This window comes from Streptomyces sp. NPDC052016, from assembly GCF_044548445.1.
Taxonomy (GTDB): Bacteria; Actinomycetota; Actinomycetes; order Streptomycetales; family Streptomycetaceae; genus Streptomyces.
Map to the genome: position 1 here is coordinate 102,642 of NZ_JBIUBX010000033.1, position 20,546 is coordinate 123,187.

At 73.2% G+C, this 20,546-nt stretch carries 19 protein-coding genes; 11 read left to right on the forward strand and 8 right to left on the reverse strand.

The genetic code is table 11. The features are described from left to right. The first annotated feature begins 36 nt into the window (after positions 1-36). Positions 37-1,542, forward strand: a complete 1,506-nt coding sequence (gene glpK, locus ACIHAR_RS34095) for a glycerol kinase GlpK (protein WP_365465414.1) — start codon at positions 37-39, stop codon at positions 1,540-1,542. Between the two features lie 331 nt (positions 1,543-1,873). Here glpK and ACIHAR_RS34100 read toward each other — a convergent pair whose 3' ends face one another. Together ACIHAR_RS34100 and ACIHAR_RS34105 are read right to left on the reverse strand one after the other, a co-directional pair. Next, positions 1,874-2,338, reverse strand: coding sequence for a helix-turn-helix transcriptional regulator (locus ACIHAR_RS34100; protein WP_400023095.1), 465 nt, complete (start codon positions 2,336-2,338; stop codon positions 1,874-1,876). A 384-nt stretch (positions 2,339-2,722) separates the two neighbouring features. After that, the gene (locus ACIHAR_RS34105; protein WP_365465420.1) at positions 2,723-3,133 is read right to left on the reverse strand and encodes a VOC family protein; all 411 of its coding nucleotides are present in this window, start codon (positions 3,131-3,133) and stop codon (positions 2,723-2,725) included. A 207-nt stretch (positions 3,134-3,340) separates the two neighbouring features. Between ACIHAR_RS34105 and ACIHAR_RS34110 the strand changes: the two genes are divergently transcribed. The 3 genes from ACIHAR_RS34110 (at position 3,341) to ACIHAR_RS34120 (ending at position 7,585) form a co-directional block, all read left to right on the forward strand. Further along, positions 3,341-4,087 carry a rhomboid family intramembrane serine protease gene (locus tag ACIHAR_RS34110; protein WP_400023096.1) on the forward strand — a complete coding sequence of 249 codons (747 nt, stop codon included), beginning with the start codon at positions 3,341-3,343 and terminating at the stop codon, positions 4,085-4,087. 500 nt (positions 4,088-4,587) lie between these two features. After that, positions 4,588-6,030: a PHB depolymerase family esterase gene (locus tag ACIHAR_RS34115; protein WP_400023098.1), complete on the forward strand. Its 1,443-nt coding sequence runs from the start codon at positions 4,588-4,590 to the stop codon at positions 6,028-6,030. 121 nt (positions 6,031-6,151) lie between these two features. Continuing rightward, on the forward strand, positions 6,152-7,585 hold the full coding sequence (locus tag ACIHAR_RS34120; protein ID WP_400023099.1) for a 3-hydroxybutyrate oligomer hydrolase family protein: 1,434 nt from the start codon (positions 6,152-6,154) through the stop codon (positions 7,583-7,585). Between the two features lie 33 nt (positions 7,586-7,618). Here ACIHAR_RS34120 and ACIHAR_RS34125 read toward each other — a convergent pair whose 3' ends face one another. Next, complete coding sequence (locus ACIHAR_RS34125) at positions 7,619-8,032, reverse strand: ATP-binding protein (RefSeq protein ID WP_400023100.1); 414 nt, start codon at positions 8,030-8,032, stop codon at positions 7,619-7,621. Between the two features lie 84 nt (positions 8,033-8,116). Further along, a complete protein-coding gene (locus ACIHAR_RS34130; RefSeq protein WP_365465434.1) occupies positions 8,117-8,596 on the reverse strand; it encodes an MSMEG_6728 family protein in 480 nt (159 codons plus the stop codon). Positions 8,597-8,767: 171 nt separating this feature from the next. Between ACIHAR_RS34130 and ACIHAR_RS34135 the strand changes: the two genes are divergently transcribed. Further along, positions 8,768-9,625, forward strand: a complete 858-nt coding sequence (locus ACIHAR_RS34135) for a DMT family transporter (protein WP_365465436.1) — start codon at positions 8,768-8,770, stop codon at positions 9,623-9,625. A gap of 99 nt (positions 9,626-9,724) precedes the next feature. On the opposite strand, the gene ACIHAR_RS34140 is transcribed toward ACIHAR_RS34135, so the two are convergent. After that, a complete protein-coding gene (locus ACIHAR_RS34140) occupies positions 9,725-10,270 on the reverse strand; it encodes a heme-binding protein (protein ID WP_365465439.1) in 546 nt (181 codons plus the stop codon). A 300-nt stretch (positions 10,271-10,570) separates the two neighbouring features. Between ACIHAR_RS34140 and ACIHAR_RS34145 the strand changes: the two genes are divergently transcribed. Both ACIHAR_RS34145 and ACIHAR_RS34150 read left to right on the forward strand, forming a co-directional pair. Further along, positions 10,571-11,824, forward strand: coding sequence for a sensor histidine kinase (locus tag ACIHAR_RS34145; protein ID WP_400023121.1), 1,254 nt, complete (start codon positions 10,571-10,573; stop codon positions 11,822-11,824). Then, on the forward strand, positions 11,821-12,477 hold the full coding sequence (locus ACIHAR_RS34150) for a response regulator (RefSeq protein WP_400023102.1): 657 nt from the start codon (positions 11,821-11,823) through the stop codon (positions 12,475-12,477). Before ACIHAR_RS34145 ends, ACIHAR_RS34150 begins: the two co-directional genes overlap by 4 nt. Positions 12,478-12,552: 75 nt before the next feature. On the opposite strand, the gene ACIHAR_RS34155 is transcribed toward ACIHAR_RS34150, so the two are convergent. Further along, positions 12,553-13,002 (reverse strand): MarR family winged helix-turn-helix transcriptional regulator, encoded by a 450-nt coding sequence (locus ACIHAR_RS34155; RefSeq protein ID WP_365465444.1) that lies wholly within the window; start codon positions 13,000-13,002, stop codon positions 12,553-12,555. 126 nt (positions 13,003-13,128) lie between these two features. Here ACIHAR_RS34155 and ACIHAR_RS34160 point away from each other — a divergent pair, with 126 nt between their 5' ends. Further along, positions 13,129-13,692: a quercetin 2,3-dioxygenase gene (locus ACIHAR_RS34160; protein WP_400023104.1), complete on the forward strand. Its 564-nt coding sequence runs from the start codon at positions 13,129-13,131 to the stop codon at positions 13,690-13,692. After that, positions 13,682-14,554, forward strand: a complete 873-nt coding sequence (locus ACIHAR_RS34165) for an alpha/beta hydrolase fold domain-containing protein (RefSeq protein WP_400023106.1) — start codon at positions 13,682-13,684, stop codon at positions 14,552-14,554. Before ACIHAR_RS34160 ends, ACIHAR_RS34165 begins: the two co-directional genes overlap by 11 nt. Before the next feature lie 230 nt (positions 14,555-14,784). Here the strand turns inward: ACIHAR_RS34165 and ACIHAR_RS34170 are convergent, their stop codons facing one another. Further along, positions 14,785-15,318 carry a DoxX family protein gene (locus ACIHAR_RS34170; RefSeq protein WP_388751227.1) on the reverse strand — a complete coding sequence of 178 codons (534 nt, stop codon included), beginning with the start codon at positions 15,316-15,318 and terminating at the stop codon, positions 14,785-14,787. A gap of 843 nt (positions 15,319-16,161) precedes the next feature. Between ACIHAR_RS34170 and ACIHAR_RS34175 the strand changes: the two genes are divergently transcribed. Beyond that, a complete protein-coding gene (locus ACIHAR_RS34175) occupies positions 16,162-17,808 on the forward strand; it encodes a sigma-70 family RNA polymerase sigma factor (protein ID WP_400023109.1) in 1,647 nt (548 codons plus the stop codon). A gap of 384 nt (positions 17,809-18,192) precedes the next feature. Continuing rightward, positions 18,193-19,644 carry a WGR domain-containing protein gene (locus ACIHAR_RS34180; protein WP_365454016.1) on the forward strand — a complete coding sequence of 484 codons (1,452 nt, stop codon included), beginning with the start codon at positions 18,193-18,195 and terminating at the stop codon, positions 19,642-19,644. 396 nt (positions 19,645-20,040) lie between these two features. Here the strand turns inward: ACIHAR_RS34180 and ACIHAR_RS34185 are convergent, their stop codons facing one another. Beyond that, positions 20,041-20,313, reverse strand: a complete 273-nt coding sequence (locus ACIHAR_RS34185; RefSeq protein WP_400023111.1) for a hypothetical protein — start codon at positions 20,311-20,313, stop codon at positions 20,041-20,043. Positions 20,314-20,546: the final 233 nt, after the last annotated feature.

Here is a 20,546-nt window from a genome sequence, read left to right on the forward strand (position 1 = left end):
GCCACCTCCTCGGCACATCGGAAGGCAGACCCGATCATGGTTGAACGGTACGTAATGTCCATCGATCAGGGCACCAACTCCACCCGATGCATTCTGTTCGACCACCACGGACGGCTGGTGTCGGTCGCCCAGCGGGAGCACCAGCAGTACTTCCCCAAACCCGGATGGGTCGAGCACGACGCCGTCGAGATCTGGCGCAATCTGCAGCGCGTCATGCCCGATGCGCTGTCCGAAGGCGGCGTCGGCGCGGACGAGGTGGCCGCCATGGGCCTGGCCAACCAGCGGGAGACGACGGTGCTCTGGGACCGGCGCACGGGCGCCCCCCTGGGCAGGGCGATCGTCTGGCAGGACACCCGCACGGCACCGCTCGTCGACGACCTCAGACGTGATCCGGGAGACGACTTCTTCCTCGAGCGGTGCGGGCTGCCCCCCTCGACCTACTTCTCGGCCCTGCGGATCCGCTGGCTGTTCGACCACGTCCCCGGGCTGGAACAGCGCGCCGAGAACGGCGAGGTGCTGTTCGGCACGATGGAGAGCTGGCTGATCTGGAACCTCACCGGGGGCCCGGACGGCGGTCTGCACATCACCGACGCCACCAACGCCAGCCGCACCATGCTGATGAACATCCGCACACTCGCCTGGGACGAGGAGCTCCTGTCGTTCTTCGGGGTCCCCCGCCCCATGCTGCCCGAGATCCGGGCCTCCGCCGAGAGCTACGGCGTCGCCCGCTCGGTCCTCTCCGGCGTCCGTATCACGGCCGCCCTGGGTGACCAGCAGGCCGCCCTGTTCGGCCAGACCTGCTTCTCACCGGGCGAGGCGAAGTGCACGTACGGAACAGGCAGCTTCCTGCTGCTCAACACCGGGACCGATGTCGTACGGTCCCGGCACGGACTCCTCACGACCGTCGCGTACAAGATCGGGGACCAGCCGCAGGTCTACGCGCTGGAGGGGTCGATAGCCGTCACCGGCGCGCTGGTCCAGTGGTTCCGCGACCGGCTGGGGCTGATCAGCAGCGCGCCGGAGATCGAAACCCTCGCGCGCACGGTCGAGGACAACGGCGGCTGCTACATCGTCCCCGCCTTCTCCGGCCTGTTCGCGCCCCGCTGGCGCAGCGACGCCCGCGGGGTCATCGTCGGACTCACCTCGTACATCACCAAGGGCCACCTGGCGCGGGCCGTCCTGGAGGCCACCGGATGGCAGACCCGCGAGGTCGTCGACGCCATGAACGCCGACTCCTCGGTCGCCCTGACCCAGCTCAAGGTGGACGGGGGCATGACCTCGGACAACCTGCTCATGCAGTTCGTGGCCGACGTGCTCGACGTGCCCGTGGTGCGGCCGATGGTCGCCGAGACCGTCTCCCTCGGCGCCGCCTACGCCGCCGGGCTCGCCGCGGGCTACTGGCCGGACCTGGAGGTGCTGCGACGCAACTGGCACCGGGCCGGCCAGTGGCTGCCGGACATGGACCCCGAGCGGCGGGAGTCCGAGTACGACAACTGGCAGCGGGCCGTGGAGCGGTCGGTGGGGTGGATCAAACCCGCGTAGGCGTGGGTCAGGACGGCCGTCCGACCGGTCGGCGACACCGGCGTGCCGACGAAGGCCACGGGTGGGGGCCGTCGGCTCGTCGTTCCGTCATCGACCCGAGATCCGCGCCAGGGCGGGGCCGGTGAGGTGGTGCCGCGGAATGGACACCGGCTCACCCGCCCTGTCGCCGGGACGGCGCCGATCGCCGTCGCTGCCGCGGCGAGGGCGCGGGTGAGCGCGAGGGTCGTAAGGGCCTCGCAGGCGTACAGCGTGGGGGCCGGCGATGCGGCCGCCCACGCGAACCCGCTCGGGGCGGTGTCGAGGTCGGCGGACGCGACGGACGCCGCGGCCGTCAGACCGGCTGCGGCTCGGCGGCCGGCGCTTCCTGGATCCTGACCGGCCTGGTGACCTGCTTCGCGACACACGGGGGCATCCCGGACGCGGCGCTCATGGCGTGGCGCCGGTAGGCGCTGGGCGGCATGCCGACCAGCTCGGTGAAGCGGGTGCTGAAGGTGCCCAGCGACGAGCAGCCCACCGCGAAGCAGACCTCGGTGACGCTGAGGTCGCCACGACGCAGCAGCGCCGCCGCACGCTCGATGCGACGGGTCATCAGGTACTTGTACGGCGACTCACCGTAGGCCAGCCGGAACTGGCGACTGAGGTGCGAGGCCGACATGTTCGCGCCGCGGGCGAGCGCCTCGACGTTGAGCGGCTGCGCGTACTCCCGGTCGATCCGGTCACGGACGCGGCGCAGCCGCGCGAGGTCGCTCAGGCGCTGTGCCGCGGTGCGTGCGCGCCCCCACGAGGGGTGACACATGAGAGAACTCCTTCTCCTCGAGGTGCTCGATGGCGATGACCGGCCCGCCCGTGGTCGCCGCGCCGGTTGAGCAGGTCCGAGCAGTCCGAGCAGGCCTGGCGACCGCTCGACGGCGGCGGCACGGCACGGAGACCCATGGCCGTCCCGGCGAGGAGGGGACGGGACGCCGCCCCTGTGGCCGGCCGGCCGACGTGCGCGTGCCTCGACGGCCGCCCCCGACGGCCGCCCCTCGGCGGCCGGCCTTCGGCGGTTCGTACTCGGCGGCTCTGCGCGGGTCGGCCGCCGAAGGGTGGCCGAGAACAGTGGCCCGCGCGAGCCGGCCGCCGCGTGCCGCGCGGATGGTCGCGACGCCGGCTGTCACGGCCGCGTCGATGACCGGACGGCTCAGCGAAGTTCCTGGATGCGGACCAGGTTGCCCGCGGGATCGCGGAAGGCGCAGTCGCGGATGCCGTACGGCTGCTCGGTCGGCTCCTGGACGACCTCCGCGTCGCGGGCCTGCACCTTGTCGAACGTGCCGTCGAGGTCCGGGGTCGCCAGCAGGATCCAGCCGTAGGTGCCCTTGGCCATCATCTCGACGATGGTGCGGCGCTCGTCCTCGGTGATACCGGGGTCGGCGGCCGGCGGCGCCAGAAGGATGGACGTGCCGGGCTGACCGACGGGGCCGACGGTGATCCAGCGCATCTTGCCCTGTCCGACGTCGCTGCGGACCTCGAAGCCGAGGATGTCGCGGTAGAAGGCCACGGACTCGTCCGGGTCGTCGTGGGGGAGGACGGTCGTATGAATGGTGATGTCCATGACGATCATGCTAGGGGCGGCTCCCTGCCCGCGCTTCTCGATTCCTGACCGATCCGACGGATCCGGTCACTTCGAGCCGCGAGGCCGTTCTTCGCGGACGGGGCACGCTCAGGTCGGGGTCGTCCCGGTGGATGCCGCCGGTCGACGCGGCCGCCCGGCGTGCCGGTAGCGTGTGCCGGGAACGTCCGTCGGGGGAGGGAGTGGGGCATGGGGGAGAGGAACCGGGTCGGCGCGGGGCCCGTCGGACCCGAGCAGATGATCGCGGAGGCGCGGAAGGCGTTCTTCGTAATGTTCGCGTTCGTGGCGTTCGTCTGGCTGGTCCAGCTCGCCAACGTCGCGGCCGAGTACGGCCTTTCGCGGGACTACGGCGTGGTGTCCCGCGAGCCCGGTGCGTTGCCCCACGTCCTCAGCGCGCCCTTCCTGCACTGGAACTGGGCCCACATCGAGAGCAACTCCGGGCCGCTCTTCGTCTTCGGCTTCCTCGCCGCCTACCGAGGCGTCGCCCGTTTCCTGGCGCTGAGCCTGCTCGTCGCCGTGACCAGCGGACTGACGGTCTGGATCTTCGAGCAGAGCGCGGCGAACACGGTCGGAGCCAGCGGGCTGGTCTACGGGTACTTCGGCTACGTCGTGGTGCGCGGCCTCTTCGACCGGCACCTGATCGACTCGCTGATCGGCGTCGTCATGGCGGCCTCGTTCGCGTACCTGCTCACCGTGGCCGTGCCCGGAACGCCGGGCGTGAGCTGGCTCGGGCACCTCGGAGGGCTGATCGGCGGGCTGGTCGGCGCCTGGCTGTTCCGGAACCGGCGCCCGCGCGGCGACGTATCCGGACCCGCAGCCGGCCCCGGACGCGCGGACGGCGACACCGGGCAGCTCACGCAAGGCAAGCCGTCGGCGCCGTCCGGCCACCCGCGAGCCGACCTGCACAAGGAACTCCGCGACCTCGGCCTGCTCTAGGAACCGGCGGACGGCGCGCTCTTGCCGGTGAGGGGCTAGGGGGTGTCCGCGAGTCTCGCCTGGCCCGCGACGCCTGGCACGCACTCTCGCCGCACCGGGCGAACACCCGAGTACGACCAGTACGCGGGCGTCCGCCCGGCACGCCGAGAGCACGCACCAGACGCCGCAGGCCCCGCCCTCCGGGCGGACGACGCGACATTGCGGACACCTCCTAGCAGACGCCGCGCGGCGGCGCAATCCACCCCGGTCCGCCTCGTGCCCGACGGGCTGTGGTGCTTCCCGCCATACCGTTGCACGTTGAACGACCCTACGGTGCCGGGCACCGGGCCGGCCGCTCTCCCCGCTTCGCGTACCCCACGTGAACGAGCGGTGCCGTGTCCCCGCGTGTCACCGAGGGAGCCGCCATGCGCGCGTCGCCGTTCAGGGAAGCCGTCCCCCCACCGTCCCGTGAATCCTCCGCACGCCCGTCTGCCGTTCCACTGCCGCGCCCCGCAACCCCCGTGCGCGCGGGAGCGCCGGCCCGACTCGTCGCCGTCGTGGCGCTCGTGCTGGGAGCGGCCCTCCTCGGCCCGCCGCCGACCGCTCACGCGGCGGTCGGCCTGACCCGTGTCGGTGACTTCGGCGCGAATCCCGGTGGGCTGAACATGTACGTCCACCGGCCCGCGTCCCTGCCCGCGAACCCCGCGGTGGTGATCGCGCTGCACGGCTGCACCCAGAGCGCCCAGGTGTACGCCGACCACTCCGGCCTGCCCCAGTTCGCCGACCGGTACGGGTTCCTGGTGGTGTTCGCCGAGACCACGTCCGCGAACAACCTCAACAAGTGCTTCAACTGGTTCCAGACCACTGACAACCGCAGGGGCCAGGGCGAGGCCGCGTCGATCCGGCAGATGGCCGCGCACACCGTCTCCGCCTACGGCGCGGACCCCCGGCGGATCCACGTCACCGGTCTGTCGGCCGGGGGCGCCATGACGTCGGTGATGCTCGCCACCTATCCGGACGTCTTCCGGGCCGGCGCGGTCGTCGCCGGGATTCCGTACGACTGCACCAGGGACACCGGCCCCTACACGTGCATGAACCCCGGAACCGACCTGACCCCGGCCCAGTGGGCCGGGCGCGTCCGGGACGCCCACCCCTCGTGGTCCGGTCCGTGGCCCCGCGTGGCCGTGTGGCACGGAGCGCGGGACACCACCGTCGTACCGCGCAACGCCGACGAACTGCGCGACCAGTGGACCGCGCTGCACGGCCTGTCCCAGACACCCAGCCGTACGTCCGTGATCGGGCCCGACTCCACCCGCCGGGAGGAGTACGTGGCCGCGGACGGTTCCGTGGCGGTCGAGGTGAACCGGGTACCGGGCATCGGGCACGGCACGCCGGTCGATCCCGGCAGCGGCACCGAGCAGTGCGGAAGCACCGGTGCCCCCTACTTCCTGGACTCGATCTGCTCCAGCTACTGGATCTCCCGGTTCTTCGGACTGGCGGGCTCCAACTCCCAGCCCGGTGCGCTGCCCGCCCCGACGGGCCTGGCCACGACCGGCGTCACCGACACCACCGTCGGCCTGCGGTGGAACCCGGTGGACGGAGCAACCGGCTACGTCGTCCACCGCGACGGCGCGCCGATCGCCACGCCCGACGCGACGGCGTACACGGACACCGGCCTGGCCCCCGGTTCCTCCCACACCTACGCGGCCGCCGCCCGCGACGCCGACGGAAGGACGGGACACCTGTCCGCCACGCTCACCGCGCGCACCACCGGGGCCACGGCCGTCTGCTGGACCGACCACAACTACGGCCATGTCCAGGCAGGACGGGCCACGACCAGCGGCGGCCGCACCTACGCGAAGGGCTCCCAGCAGGACATGGGTCTGTACAACGTGTTCGTCACCCACACCCTGAAGGAGTCACCCGCCGGCTACTTCACCCTCGCGGACGCCACCTGCCCCTGAAAGTCATGGCGGCGGCCCACTGACGACGGGCGGTCGTCATGGTGGGCCCACACATGTTCGGCCCGGTCGGGAGCGGCCTAGCCTCCAGCGCGTCAACTTCCCGCTCTCCAGGAGGCTTTCCATGGCCCTGCTTCCCGGCGCCGCCGCCTCGTCGTCGAGGAGACGCACCGTCCTCGGCGCCGTCGCCCTGGCCGCTGCCGCGGCCCTGCTCCCGTCGCACGCCAGTGCCCGGCCGGCCGCCGATGCGGCCGCCGGCCACTGCGCGCGCCTCGCCCAGGTACGCGTACCGGGTGCCGCCCACCAGCAGGCCGCCTGCCTGGGCGAGTTGACCACCGCCGGAACCGTGAACTCCGGCCACACCGACCCGGCCGACTGGGCCGGGCTGACCCCCAAGGACCTGGCCGTTCCCAGCGGGGTGCCCGGAATCCAGATCGACGGCTACTTCCCCGACACCTCGACCACCAACACCAACCACGGCTGGAATCACGACGCGCAGTTCGTCGTGCGGCTGCCCGACCGCTGGAACGGTGGCCTGGTCGTGGCCGGCACCCCCGGCAACCGCGAGCAGTACGCCAACGACCGAGCCATCGCCGACTGGGTGCTCTCCCGCGGCTACGCCTACGCCGCCACCGACAAGGGCAACACCGGCCTCGCCTTCCACCGCGACGGCTCCCGTCCCGGCGATGCCGTCGCCGAATGGAACTCCCGGCTCACCCAGCTCACCCGCGCCGCCCGCACGGTGGTCGCCCAGCGCTACCGGCGGCCACCGGCACGCACCCTGGTCACGGGGATGTCCAACGGCGGCTACCTCGTGCGCTGGCAGCTGGAGAACCACCCGGAGCTGTACGACGGCGGGGTCGACTGGGAAGGCACGCTCTGGCGCTCCGAGGGCCCGAACCTGTTCACCTTCCTGCCGTCCGCCCTGCGCCACTACCCCGCCCTCGCGGCGGGCGGACCCGCCGCCGACCAGGCGCGGGCGGAGCTGCACCGCGCGGGCTTCCCGGCCGGGTCGGAGTTCCTGTGGCAGTTCCACCACCAGGTCTACTGGGACCTGACCCAGCGCATCTACCGAGAGGAGTTCGACCCCTCCTTCGACGGCGTGACGGAGGCCGGGACACCGTACTGCGCCCCGGGATCGGTCCCCGGCTGCGACGCCGACTACGACTACACCACCCGCCCCGCCTCCGTCCGAAAGGCGGTGGAGCGCGTCTCGCTGACCGGCCGCATCGGCAAACCGCTGATCACCCTCCACGGCACCCTCGACGTCCTGCTCCCCATCGGCCAGGACTCCGACGTCTACGCCCGGATGGTCCGGGAAGCCGGCCGCGGCGACCTGTTCCGGTACTACCGCGTCGAGGACGGCACCCACACCGACGCACTCGTCGACAGCTTCCCCGACCGGCTCCGGCCCCTCCTTCCCTGCCACCGCTCGGCCTTCACCGCCCTGGAGGGCTGGCTCACCACCGGCCACCGGCCACCCGCGAACCGCACCGTCTCCCGGCCGCGGAACGCCGACCCCGCCACCTTGCTCACCCGCTGCCGCCTCGACGGATGACCTCCCCCGACCGGCTCGGCCGCCTGACAGGGCTCAGGGCTTCGCCGCAGACGGGCGGAAGCAGGCCGTGACGGTCTTGCCGTGCGGGCACGGGTGCGCTTCCCAGCTGTCGGCCAGCGCGTCGACGAGCAGCATGCCCCGCCCTCCGACATGGTCGATGCCGGGCTGCCGGGGGGCGGGCAGTTCGGCCGAGGCGTCGTGGACCGCGATGTGCAGGCAGCGGCTGTCCCACGTCATCACCAGCTGGGCGTTGCTGCGGGCGTGGCGGTGGGCGTTGGTGACCAGTTCGGAGACCGTCAGCACGACGGCGTCGACGGTCTGCGGGGCTTCGGTGGTCCAGCCCAGGGTGTCGAGGTGCTGACGGGCCCAGTCGCGGGCCGCTTTCACCGTGCTGTCCATGGGGAGGGTGCGTGCCCACCCGACTGCCCGAAGCGCTGATCGGTCCATCCTCGTCCCTTTCCCGAGACACTGCCGTGGCTGGCGGCCGTGTACCCCGGCCGCCGAGGTGACCACCACCCGAAAGGGTGACGGTCACCCCTCGGGCCGGGGGGCCCGGTCCGACGTCGGCCAGACGTACGGCAGATCCGCGGGGACATCCGGGAACAGCGGTGCGTAGAACGCCGGATCCTTGCGCACCAGCGCCGACCGGTGACTGAGGTGGAAGGCGGGGTCGCCCAGCCACGGAGGCAGTTCGCCCGCCGCGGCGAGCTGTCCCTGCGTGCGCACGCCGCCGTCGGGACGCTCCCGGCCGAAGCCGGTCACCAGCGAGGCGGCGCAGGTGTCGGCATGTCCGCTCGCCGTCCACACGGCGCAGACCTCCAGGCCGTAGCGGACCAGCGCCTCCTCGTACCCCGACCACATGCGCACCGCCGGATGGTGCCGCCAGCCGTATCCCGCGACCGTCAGTCCGCGCAGCACCTGGAGCGCCTCGACGCGCTGCTTGCCCAGTCGGCGAGGGTCCAGGACGGCGGCCGACGCAACGAAGTCGGGATACGGCAGAAAGGTCTGCATGGTCCATACCGGGCATGACGGACGGACTTCCGCAACCGGGGGTGAGGAGACCGGACCCGCGGGCCCCGCGCGGCGCGACCGACTCGCGGACGAACCGACTCGCGGACGAGTCGTCGGCGTCCGTTCGCCGCCCGTGCTGAAGGCGCGGCGAAAGCCAGGCATGGTGGAGGGATGATCGTGCTCGCCGTGCTCTTCGCCGTCCTCGGGGCCGCCAGCAACGCGGTGGGTACGGCGTTCCAGCGCAAGGCCGCCTCCACCGTGGCCCAGGGCGGCGGGCTTCGGCTCCTGCTCGCCCTCGCGCGGCAGCCTGCCTGGTCGATCGGTATCGCCGGCGTACTGGGAGCCGCGGTGTTCCAGGCGCTGGCCCTGGTCAACGGGCCCATGGCCCTGGTGCAGCCCCTGTTCATCCTCGAGCTGCCCTTCGCCCTCCTGGTCGCCGTGCCCCTGCTGCACCGACGGCTGTCGTCCGACGCCTGGTGGGCCGTCGGGGGAGTGGTGGGCGGACTCGCCCTGCTCCTGGCCGCGGCAGCCCCCTCCGGTATGCAGCACCAGGCCCCCATGGACCGGTGGATCCCGGTGGTGGCCTGCGCCCTGGGAGCGATGGCCGCGGCGGTCGCGGCCGCCCGGTCCTCGTCGTCGCCCTTGTTCCGTGCCGCCGCCCTGGCGGCGGCGGCCGCCATCGGTTACGCGCTGACCGCCGCGCTGCTGAAGTCCGCCACGGCACGCCTCGCCGACGCCGGACTGCCCGCCTTCCTCACCACGTGGCAGACCTACGGGTTCGCGCTCACCGGCGTCGCGGCACTCCTGCTGCTGGAGAACGCCCTGCAGGCCGGACCGCTGGTGGCTTCCCAGCCCGCGCTGACCATCGGGGACGCGGCGGTGAGCCTCCTGCTCGGCGTCGTGCTGTTCGACGAGACGATCCGCACGGGCTGGTGGCTGCTGCCCGAGGTGCTCGGCGCGCTCCTGATCCTGTGGGGCGTGCGTCGGCTGACCCGGGTGGTGCCCCACCTCGTCGACGTCCTGAAATGAGGCGAGGCCACACCACGCGGGCGCACCGTCGCAGCGGGCCGTGCCGCGCGCCCGGCGGGAGGGCGCTGACGGGCCGGTGCCGCGCGACCGGGGGAATCGCTAGCGGGCCACTGCCGCCGCGCCCGCCCGCGCGTACTTCTCGTCCATCGCGCCGGACGGGGCCCCGGCCACACCGATGCCCGCGATCGGCGCGTTGCGGGCCGTGACCGGGACACCGCCGCCGAGGAACAGGGTGCCGGGAATGTCCTTCAGCCGGGGCGTCTGCTCCAGGCGGGCGGCCAGCTCGGAGGTGGGTGCGTTCCAGGACACCGCGGTGAACGCCTTGCGCTCCGCCGACGCGTACGACTGCGGACCGGCGCCGTCGCCGCGGAGGGTGACGACGGTGTTGCCGTTGCGGTCGACGACGGCGACCGTGACCCGCTGGCCGTCCGCCTCGGCGGCGTCGAGCGCGGCCTGCGCGGCCCGGGCGGCGGCGTCGACCGTCAGGTGTGTGGAGGTGGTGGTGGCGCCGGCCGGGGCGGCGACGGGCGGTACGGCGGCCGGCGCGGAGGCGTTCGCGGACACCGTGCCGAAGGCCGCCGCGCCGACGGCGGCGAGGGCGGCGGCGCCGGTGGTGATGCGGGCACGCCTGGAGAGGGTCTTCATGCTGGTCTGCTCCTCGGATGGTGGGGCAGCCCGCCTGTGGTCCCGGCTGCCCGTCTGCCGTCCACCCTCGCCCGGCAGCCCGGGGCGGACGGTCGGTGTTCCGGCTGCTCCCGGCCTTCGGAACGGGTGACGGCGGGGTCGTCCGATCGGTTGACCCGCCGACTGCCCCGAGCCGTGACAATGGGAGTGTTTGCGCAGTTCAGCGCAACAGGGCAAGGCAGGACTGGGCAGACGGGCGGAAGGAGGCACGTGCGCATACCGAAGCCGGACGACCCGGACAGCCGATGGCTGGGCGCCGTCATGCACGCGGCGTTCTTCCTGCTGCTCGGGGGTGCCCTGGCCCGCTTCCTGACGCGCCATCCGGGCGAGCCCCGCACCCCGTGGATCATCGCCCTGTCTCTCGTCCTGGCGGCCCTGCACCTTGTGGGCTCCGCCCTGGTCGGCACCGAGGCGAGGCAGGACGAGCGCCGGACGGATCAGCAGGCGCCGGGACGCGAACGGCCGCCCGGGACGCCGGCCGACCGGGTGCGACCGGACCGCCCCGGACAGGTCCGCCGCGCAGCCGCCCTGCTCCGGCCGGCGTGGCTCGCGCTGGTCGTCGTGGTGTGGATGGTCCTCGTGGTGCTCGCGCCCAGCTTCTCCTGGTGCGCCGTGCCCCTCTTCTACACCGGCTTGCGCACCCTGCCGACCCGCGCGGCACTCGTCCTGGTCGCCGTACTGACGGCGTTCGTCGTCGCCGCGCAGGTCAGACTCGCCGGGCACGTCGACCCCAACCTGCTGCTCGCGCCGCCCGCCGTCGCGGCCATCGCCACAGCCGTGTTCCTGCGGACCGAGAGACAGGCGGCCCGGCAGCGCGCACTGATCGACGACCTGATCCGCACCCGTCGCGAACTCGCCGCGTCCGAGCGCCGAGCGGGCACCCTCGCCGAACGCCAGCGACTGTCCATGGAGATCCACGACACCCTCGCGCAGGGCCTGTCCAGCCAGCGCATGCTGCTCCAGGCGGCGGACCGGGTGTGGGAGTCCGATCCGGGCAAGGCGCGCACCCACGTCCGCTCCGCCGCCTCCGTCGCCGAGCACAACCTCGCGGAGGCGCGACGCTTCGTGCACGACCTGACCCCCGCCGACCTCGCCCGCGGCGGTGGTCTCGACGCCGCGCTGCGCGCCCTGGCCGCGCGCGAGTCCGGCGACCGCCTCTCCGTACGCGTCCACATCGACGCCGCCGGACGGGCGCCCCTGGTGCCGGAGCGCGTCCAGTCCGCCCTGCTGCGCGTCGCCCAGGGAGCCCTGGCCAACGTCCGGGAACACGCGGGCGCGACCTCGGCGGAGCTCACCCTCACCCTTCTCGACGACCAGGTCGTCCTGGACGTCACCGACAACGGCCGCGGCTTCGGCCCGGCCGCACCGCCCGCCTCCCCGGCCGGCGGGCGCGGCCACGGTCTGCCCGCCATGCGCGCCCGGCTCGGGCAGCTCGGCGGCGCCCTGACCGTCGAGTCGGCGCACGGCGAGGGCACGGTCCTGTCCGCCGTCGTCCCCCTGGAGACAACCCGATGACCGACACCGCCGCCGCCTCCGCCCGGGTCCCCGTGCGCCTCCTGGTCTGCGACGACCATGTGGTCGTACGGGCCGGGCTGCGCGCCCTCCTCGACAGCGCTCCCGGCATCGAGGTCGTCGGCGAGGCGGGAACCGGCGAGGAGGCGCTCGCCCTCACGGCACGGCTGACGCCCGACGTGGTGCTGATGGACCTGCAACTGGGCGACGGCATCGACGGCGTGGAGACCACCCGCCGCCTCACGACGGCGCCCGGAACCGCCCCGCACGTCCTCGTGCTGACCACCTACGACACCGACGCCGACATCACCCGCGCCATCGAGGCGGGCGCGACCGGCTATCTGCTGAAGGCCGAACGCCCCGAGGAACTGTTCGCCGCCATCCACGCCGCCGCCCAGGGCCGGACGGCGCTCTCGGCGCCGGTCGCCAGCCGCGTCATGGCCAACCTGCGCAGCCCGCGGCCCTCGCTCACCGACCGGGAGCGCGACATCCTGGCCCAGCTCGCCCGCGGCCTCGGCAACCGGGAGATCGCCCGCGCCCTGTTCATCAGCGAGGCCACGGTGAAGACCCACCTGCGCCGGATCTACGACAAACTCGGCGTCGACACCCGCGCGGGCGCCGTCGCCGTCGCGAAGGAACAGCGCCTGCTGCCGTAGCACCCACGCGCACACGCCTCCGCCTCGGCGCCGCCACGCGACTCTGTCGGTCCCCGGCGCCGCCACGCGACCCTGTCAGTCCTCGGGGGCGGCAGGCTCCGGCGGCTCCCCCCAGGGCGTCTCCAGCAGGGCGCGGAGTTCGGTGACGGAGCGCTCCCCGATCCGCGCGGCGAGGACGCGTTCCAGCCCGTCGAGGATGTGCGTCGCCCGCTCGTGCGCGCGTCGGCCCTTCGGGGTGCGCCGGATCAGCAGCCGGCGTGCCGAGGAGGGGTCAGGGGCCTGCTCCAGCAGACCCACGGCCACCAGGGTGTGCACCGCCTTGTGCGCGGTCTGCCGGGTGACTCCCATGCGCCGCGCCAGCTCCGACACCGTCGTGCCCCGCTCGTCGAGGACCGCGAACAGCTGCAGCTGGGTGGACGACACCTGCTCGGCTCCGGCCGCCTCCAGCGCCGCCAGCAAGGCGTCGTCGAACCACTTGCGGCCCTCACCCAGCAACTGCGGCAGGCTGCGGTGTCCGCCGTCCATGAGCTCCTCACCACCAGAGAGAAAACGAAGTCTTGCACATCACACGTGCCACATGTCAGCCTAGCTGACATACTGAATGTCAGCCTTACTGACATCCGGCCACTCGCCATCCCGAGGAGACCACCGATGACCATCGAGTACGCCACCCGCTACCGCCGTGCCTCACACATTCCGCCGGACCCGGGCAAGCCGTACTTCATCGAGCGGGGCATGGGCGACCGCGCGCACCTGTTCACCGACCTGTTCACCGTCTACGCGGGCGGTGAGCAGACGGAGAACAGCTTCAACTTCTTCACCTGCGAGGGCCCCAAGGGCGACACCATCCCGGCGCACCTCCACCCGGACACGTACGAGGTCTTCTACGTGACGGACGGGGCCGTGCGGCTCTTCGTCGAGGACACCGCGGGAGAGCAGTACGAGAAGCTGCTGACCAGCGGCGACTTCGGGTTCGTACCGAAGAACTGCCCGCACGCCTACCGCATCGAGCGCCACGGCAGCCGGATCGTCGGAGTGGCCGCCGGTCCCGGCGGAACCTTCGAGCGCTTCTTCGAGAATCTCGGCACCCCGGTCGACGCCCCCGGCCTGCCCCAGAAGCCGTACGTGCCGGAGCCGGCCAAGTTCGCCACCGTGCCCCAGCAGTACGATGTGCGCTTCCTGCCCGACCACCAGTGGCGTTCCCGTGAATCCTGACAACGACCTGCGCACCGTCATCGCGGCCCCGCACCCGGACGAGGCTCCGCTGCCGCCGGCCGCCGTCCTCGCCGACGGGGTCCGCCTGCTGCGCGGCGTCCCCTACGCGGACGTACCCGGCGCGCGCCCGCTCGAACTCGACCTGTGGCTGCCGGAGCCCCGCCCCGGCCGGTCGCCCGCACCCTTGGTGATCTTCGTGCACGGCGGCGCCTGGCGCCGGGGAAGGCGCGAGGACATGGGCTACCGGACGAGGCGCTGGGAGCCCGGCCCGTTCGCGAGGATCGCCGCCGCCGGGCTGGCCGTGGCCTCCGTGGACTACCGGCTCAGCGGCGAGGCACTCTTCCCCGCTCCGCTGGAGGACCTGCGCAGCGCCCTGCGCTGGCTCGTCCGGCGCTCGCCCGAGCTCGCCACGGACCCCGAGCGCGTCGTGGTGTGGGGCGAATCGGCGGGCGGGCACCTCGCCGCGCTGCTCGCGCTGTCCCCCGGAGCACCACGGCTGAAGGGCGCCGTCGCCTGGTACGCGCCGAGCGACCTCACCCGCCAGGGCGACGACCCGGGCAGCCCCGAAGCGCTCCTGCTCGGCGCGCCCCCCGCCGACGTGCCCGACCTCGCACGGCAGGCGAGTCCCGAGGCCCAGGTCCGGCCGGGAGCTCCGCCCTTCCTGCTGGCGCACGGCGAGGACGACTCCATGGTCGCCTGTGATCACAGCCGCCGGCTCGCCGCCCGCCTCGGCGAGGTGGGGACCGCTGTCGAACTGTGGACGCTGCCGGGCGCGGACCACGTGTGGCACGGACTGTCCGACGCCCAGGTCGACGACGTCTTCACCCGCACGCTGCGCTGGATCCGGCAACGCACCGGGTGACCCCGCGGCCGGCACCGGACGGGCGGTGCGAGGTCGCCTGCAGTGACCTCGCACCTGCCCGGTGCCAGCCTCGGCACGGCCGGCCCGTCGGAGCGGTTCTGCGCGTGGGCTCAGCATGGGCGAGGCGGGCGGCTGACTGCGAGCCGCGGCGGCCGGAACCTGCACGTCGTCAGCTCGTCAGCTCGTCAGCTCGGAAGTTCAGCGGCTCGACAGGTGAGCAGATGAACTGATCAGCGGGTCATCTTCGCCCGGACCGCCCCCGCGGTGGCCGCGGGGCGGGCGGTGGCCCGGACCGAGCGCCGGACCAGCCGGGCGTCCCGCCGGACGCCCCTGGCGGCGTGCCGGCCGCGCCACGCCAGGGACGGGTTGCCCTCGGTGTCCACGGCCGCGATCAGCAACCCGCCCAGCATGGACGCGTTCTTCAGGAAGTGGATGCGCTGCTGGGCGCGCTCGTCCGGGTCCTCCGCCTCCCAGAACCGATGGGCCGCCCAGGTCGTCGGCACGAGGGTGGCGGCGAGGGCGAGCGCGGCCACCCGGGGCACGCGGCCCGTGGCGAGCAGCAGGCCGGCCGCGACCTGTACGGCCCCGTTGAGCCGTACGGCCTCCTCGGTGCGGTCGGGCAAAACCGTCACGCGGTCGGTGAGGGGACGTACGACCGACTCCGCGGCCGGCGCGACCTGCTCGGGCGCTCGCAGCGAGCTCAGGCCGCCCGAGACGAACATCGAGGCCAGCAGGGGACGACCGACCAGACGCAGCAGACTCATGGTCCTCTCCAGACGGGTTGACGGGCACGAGACGTGGCCACCGTGTTCCCCGCCGGAGGGCACGTCATGCGACGGGGGCGAGGGCCGGGCGGGCGTCCCGGACGCCGGGCGGCGACGGCACGCGTGTCCGGAACCGGACACGGCACCGCCGCGGAACCGGCCGGTACCAGGACCGAGAGCGTGGATCATCTCCGGCCTCCTCCGGGCCGCGCAGGACGCCACGACCGACTTCCCGTCGTCGTAGCGGACTTCGAGCCTGCCTCCACCGAGCGTCCCGGTGCCGGAGGCGCCCGTCATGGGTGCGTGGACGGTGGGGGAGAACCCTCCATGGCGGGTTCCCGCCGGACGCGAGGGGCGGGCGGCACGGAAGCGGCAGGGCGGCGCCCGGCGCGGAGCGCCCGCGGCCCGGGGCGGCACAGGTTCGCCGCCCCGGCGCCGCGGGCCGTGGGACAGGGCCCGCGGGGGTGGCTCAGCGGTGGCGGATGGCGCTGGTGGCGAAGAAGCCGGTGGCCGCGGCGGTGATGAGGGCGCAGACGGCGAACAGGGCGGTACGTCGCATGAAGGAACCTTTCCTGTGATGACGGATGGGTCCTGCACAACGTCGTTCGAGCCGTAGTCGGTTCGCCGCCGGGCCCACTCCACCCGGACGGACGCGACCGTGCGGGGATCGGCGGACTCCGGCCGGCGCCCGCATCCGGGTGTGACCGCCCCCATTGCGGTGGCAGGGGACGTGAGGCCAGTCTCTCCTCGCACGACTTTCCGAAGAACTGTTATGCGAGGGCCCCTCAGGGATCTCCCATGTGACGGACAGCAACTTCGGCGCCGACGACAGGGAAACCGCACATGAGCACAGAGCACACGATGGACACGGCGGCACTGGTGACCGCCGCCCGAGCGGGCGACACGCAGGCCCAGGACGCCCTGGTCAGTGCGTATCTCCCGCTGGTGTACAACATCGTGGGCCGGGCACTGAACGGGTCGGTGGACGTGGACGACGTGGTCCAGGACACCATGCTCCGGGCCCTCGACTCACTGGGCGCCCTCCGGGATCCCGCCAGCTTCCGCTCCTGGTTGGTCGCCATCACCATGAACCAGGTCCGGGCCCACTGGCAGGACCGGCAGTCGGACCGGGTCCCGGTGGAGCAGGCCTCGGACGTCGCCGATCCGGGCGCCGACTTCGTTGACCTGACCATGACGCAGCTGCAGTTGTCGGGCCAGCGCCAGGAGACCGCGCGGGCGACGCGCTGGCTCGAGCCCGACGACCGAGGGCTGCTGTCGCTGTGGTGGCTGGAGTGCGCGGGCGAACTGGGCCGGGCCGAGGTCGCCGAGGCCCTGGGGCTGTCTCCGCAGCACACGGCGGTCCGCGTGCAGCGGATGAAGGCGCAGTTGGAGGCGGCACGGGTGGTCGTGCGGGCGCTCGACGCGCAGCCGTCCTGCGAGGACCTGCGCCGGACACTCGCGGACTGGGACGGCCGGCCCTCCGCGCTGTGGCGCAAACGCATAGCCCGCCACGCGCGCGGCTGCGCCCGCTGCTCTGGCCTGTGGAACGGTCTGATGCCCGCCGAGGGGTTGCTGGCCGGCCTGGCGCTGGTCGCGGCGTCGCCCGCGCTCCTCGCGCGGATCCGTCCCGGCGCCGACGCGCTCGCCGTGGCCGGTTCGGCCTCCCCGCTCGACGGCGGCCGGGAAGCGGGCCGGTCGGTCCGCTCCGGAGGCCACCGCGCCGCGGGCCGGCAGGCCGTCTCCCGTGGCGAGGCCCGCCGACGTCGGCGCACCAGACGGAGGGTGGTCGGCGGCGCGGTCGTGGCGGCGTGCGTGGCCGGTGGCGGCCTCTACCACTTCGGCACCCAGCCCGGATCCGGGACCGAGGCGGCGACCGCGGCGCGGGCCGCCGCCGACGCCCCCGTCCCAGGACACGCGACCCCCGACGCCGTTCGCGAGAGTTCCCTGCCGGCCTCGCCCTCCCCTTCCCCGACGCCGTCCGCGTCGCCGTCGCAGAAGGCGAGCACCTCCCCGAGTCCTCGCCCGGCCGCGAGCACGTCGGCCGCGAAGGCACCGGCTCCGTCGAAGAAGCCCGTGTCGAGCGCGCCGGAGGCGCCGTCGGTCCCCTCAAGCCGTGCCGCCCAGGTCCTCGCGCTGGTCAACAAGGAGCGGGCGGCGGCCGGTTGCGGCCCGCTCAGTCAGGACCCCCAGCTCCGCGACGCCGCGCAGGGCCACTCGGACGACATGGCCGCCCGTGACTTCTTCGACCACACGAACCCGGACGGCGACGGCCCCGGTGAGCGCGTCACCGCCTCGGGCTACCGCTGGTCCACGTACGGGGAGAACATAGCCAAGGGCCAGCAGACGCCCGAAGCCGTGATGACCTCCTGGATGAACAGCCCCGGCCACCGCGCCAACATCCTCAACTGCGCCTTCGAGGAGATCGGCGTCGGCATCCACGACGGGGGCGGCGGCCCGTACTGGACCCAGAACTTCGGCGCCAAGCTGTGACGCAGGTGGAGTCCCGGCTCGGAGCGCGCCGTCCCCCGCGCGGGCGCTGACCGGCGGAGTGGGCACCGAGCGGCGCGGGCGCGCCCCGCGCTGTTCTCCGGTCTTGTCGGTGCGCTCACGGTCGGGCTCGGCGGAGTCCACGCGGGAGCCCGCGCGTGCCCGCCGACCCATGATCGCGAACGGGCCGGTCGGACATCGAGGGTGTCCGGACGTCGCCACCGACCGTGCGTCGCACCGACCGTGCGTCGCACCGACCGTGCGTCGCACCGCCCGGACTCGCACCGCCCGGGGTGATCCGGGGCGACTGTCAGTGGCTCCTCCTACTGTTGTGGGCACTGGGACCTGCCGGAAAGGCCGCGGGTCCGTCCTGGGGAGGGGTCTGTCATGTCTGCCGGGTCCACGGTGTCGACGACGTATCTGGAGCTGTCGCAGGAGGGCGGCGGTGCCCACAAGTTCTATGAAGTGGCCGTCGACGGCCCGGTGGTGACGGTGCGTTACGGGCGGATCGGCGCAGCCGGGCAGACCCAGACGACGACGTTCCCCACTCCGCAGAAGGCACGGGCCGCCGCAGCGAAGAAGGTGGGGGAGAAGGTCCGCAAGGGCTACGCCCCGGCCGTACCCGGGCAGCGCGCCCCGCGCCCGGTGACCCGGCGTCAGGTGACCTCCGCTCCGTCCACCGCACGTGCCGTGGCACCCGTGCTGTGGCGGTTCCGCACAGGATCGTCGGCGTTCGGGATCCATGTCGACGACGAGCACTGCTGGGTGGGCAACCAGGCGGGTGACGTGTACACCCTGGACCACGACGGCGGCGTCCGGGCGCGCTTCAGCCTGCCGGACGGCGTGAAGTGCCTGGTCGCCGACGACTTCTGGATCTACGCCGGCTGTGACGACGGCAAGGTCTACGACCTGTCCTCCAAGCTGCCGTTCGCCGCGTACGACATCGCCGCCGACGTCGACATCTTCTGGCTGGACATCCACGAGGGCATCCTGCACGTGTCGGATCGCGACGGCCGCCTCACCGTCATCGACCACGAGGACGAGCACCAGTGGGCCCGCCGCAGCCAGGGGGAGCACGCCTGGATGGTCCGCGCCGACGACCGGGCCGTCTACCACGGCCATTTCGGGGGCGTCACCGCCTACGCGCCCGACGGCACCGGGGAGTTGTGGCACACGCCCACCCGTGGCGGTGTCCTGTTCGGCTGGCAGGAGGACCGGGCCGTGTACGCGGGCACGGCGCACCGCGTGGTGCAACGGCTGTCGAAGGCGACCGGCGTCGTCGAGGCCACCTACGGCTGCGACAGCGCGGTGTACTCGTGCGCCACGTCGCCCAACGGCCGCTTCGTCTTCGCCGGTGACTCCTCCTCGTCCGTCTACTGCTTCGACCAGGACGGTACGCGGCTGTGGAAGCTGAGCACGGGCGGCGGCTCGGCGCTGTCGATGCAGTATCACGAGGAGCGGCTCTACCTGGTGACCACGGACGGTTCGCTGGTCTGCGTGGACGCGAGCGAGGCGGCCATCTCCGCGGCCCAGCAGGGCACGGTACCGGTGGCCCGGGACATCAAGCTCGCCGCGGCCCTGCCGGTCCACGCGCCGGTGACGACCGTCAACGCGATGACCACCGTGGCCCGGGCCCCTGCCGGGTCGATCGTGGTCGAGTGCGTCCAGGAGGGCGGCCGTCTCCGCGTCCACGTGGTGTCCGAGGGCTACGACTCCTCCTGGAAGGTCCAGTTCCCCCGCGCCATACGCGAGCCCGGTGCCCGCTACGTCGTGGACGCGCTGCACCCGGCGGCCGGCGGCTTCTACCGGGTCCGGGGCGACATCCGACGCCTGCTGTGACCGGGGCGCACACGGTTCGACCGGGGTCCGCGGCGACACCGGCGGGCGCCGGACCGACCGTGCGGCGGACCCGTGCCCGCCGCGCCGCCGATCCCCGTCAGGCGCCGTCCGCGGCCGTCGCGCAGGCAGCCGCCTCACTCAAACCGTCGAGCCGTGCCCGGAGTCGACCGGCGTCGGGATAGGAGAGTCGGGTGAGAAGGGCGAGGGCGCTGTGCCACGCCTTCCGCGAGGCACCGTGGTCTCCCATGGCGCGGTGGGTGTCGCCGATCCACGTCAGGGTTCCGGCTTCCTCGGCGCGCGTTGTCCAGCAGAACGAGGAATCTGCGTCCGGCCGTCAGCTCCCGGTACGCGACAGCGATCACGTGCGGGCGCTGCAGCCCGGCACACCCGGCTGCCTCACCATCGTTCACCGGCCGGGACCAGCTCTCCGGTCTGGTGACCGGGCCCGGAGCCCGCTCCCCGACGCTGGAGCCGCTCGACACCGAGGAGGCACGAGTACTCCGCGAGCGGCTCCGACGCGCCGGGGTGCGCACCGTCGGGCTCCGCGCCGTCCGCGGCGGACGGCGCGCCCGTCGCGTTCGGCAGGCTGCGCAGTACGGCCAGACGGGCCTCGCGCAGGACGTCCGAGCCGCAGTTCCCCGCCCGCTCCGAGAACCCGTAGCGGCCCAAGGATCTCGAAACGCAACGGTTCCAGCGCCAATCCCACCGTTCCTCCAGACAGCGCGGACAATCACCTAACGTCATGATTCATACGGTCCTCCGACCGCAGCCCTGTCGCCGCGCCCCGGTGTGAATCCGCACGTCCGCCCTAGATGATCTATTCCAAGGGGTGCCCGTACAGACGTGAACGAGGGTGTCCAAGATCGTTGTGTGACGAACAACCTGGACACCCTCGCGACCGC

Bases quoted from the DNA above. Each gene is read 5' to 3' on its own strand.
- glpK (WP_365465414.1), top strand. From the start codon at position 37: ATGGTTGAACGGTACGTAATGTCCATCGATCAGGGCACCAACTCCACC.
- ACIHAR_RS34100 (WP_400023095.1), bottom strand. From the start codon at position 2,338: ATGTGTCACCCCTCGTGGGGGCGCGCACGCACCGCGGCACAGCGCCTG.
- ACIHAR_RS34105 (WP_365465420.1), bottom strand. From the start codon at position 3,133: ATGGACATCACCATTCATACGACCGTCCTCCCCCACGACGACCCGGAC.
- ACIHAR_RS34110 (WP_400023096.1), top strand. From the start codon at position 3,341: ATGGGGGAGAGGAACCGGGTCGGCGCGGGGCCCGTCGGACCCGAGCAG.
- ACIHAR_RS34120 (WP_400023099.1), top strand. From the start codon at position 6,152: ATGGCCCTGCTTCCCGGCGCCGCCGCCTCGTCGTCGAGGAGACGCACC.
- ACIHAR_RS34125 (WP_400023100.1), bottom strand. From the start codon at position 8,032: ATGGACCGATCAGCGCTTCGGGCAGTCGGGTGGGCACGCACCCTCCCC.
- ACIHAR_RS34130 (WP_365465434.1), bottom strand. From the start codon at position 8,596: ATGCAGACCTTTCTGCCGTATCCCGACTTCGTTGCGTCGGCCGCCGTC.
- ACIHAR_RS34135 (WP_365465436.1), top strand. From the start codon at position 8,768: ATGATCGTGCTCGCCGTGCTCTTCGCCGTCCTCGGGGCCGCCAGCAAC.
- ACIHAR_RS34140 (WP_365465439.1), bottom strand. From the start codon at position 10,270: ATGAAGACCCTCTCCAGGCGTGCCCGCATCACCACCGGCGCCGCCGCC.
- ACIHAR_RS34145 (WP_400023121.1), top strand. From the start codon at position 10,571: ATGCACGCGGCGTTCTTCCTGCTGCTCGGGGGTGCCCTGGCCCGCTTC.
- ACIHAR_RS34150 (WP_400023102.1), top strand. From the start codon at position 11,821: ATGACCGACACCGCCGCCGCCTCCGCCCGGGTCCCCGTGCGCCTCCTG.
- ACIHAR_RS34155 (WP_365465444.1), bottom strand. From the start codon at position 13,002: ATGGACGGCGGACACCGCAGCCTGCCGCAGTTGCTGGGTGAGGGCCGC.
- ACIHAR_RS34160 (WP_400023104.1), top strand. From the start codon at position 13,129: ATGACCATCGAGTACGCCACCCGCTACCGCCGTGCCTCACACATTCCG.
- ACIHAR_RS34170 (WP_388751227.1), bottom strand. From the start codon at position 15,318: ATGAGTCTGCTGCGTCTGGTCGGTCGTCCCCTGCTGGCCTCGATGTTC.
- ACIHAR_RS34175 (WP_400023109.1), top strand. From the start codon at position 16,162: ATGAGCACAGAGCACACGATGGACACGGCGGCACTGGTGACCGCCGCC.
- ACIHAR_RS34180 (WP_365454016.1), top strand. From the start codon at position 18,193: ATGTCTGCCGGGTCCACGGTGTCGACGACGTATCTGGAGCTGTCGCAG.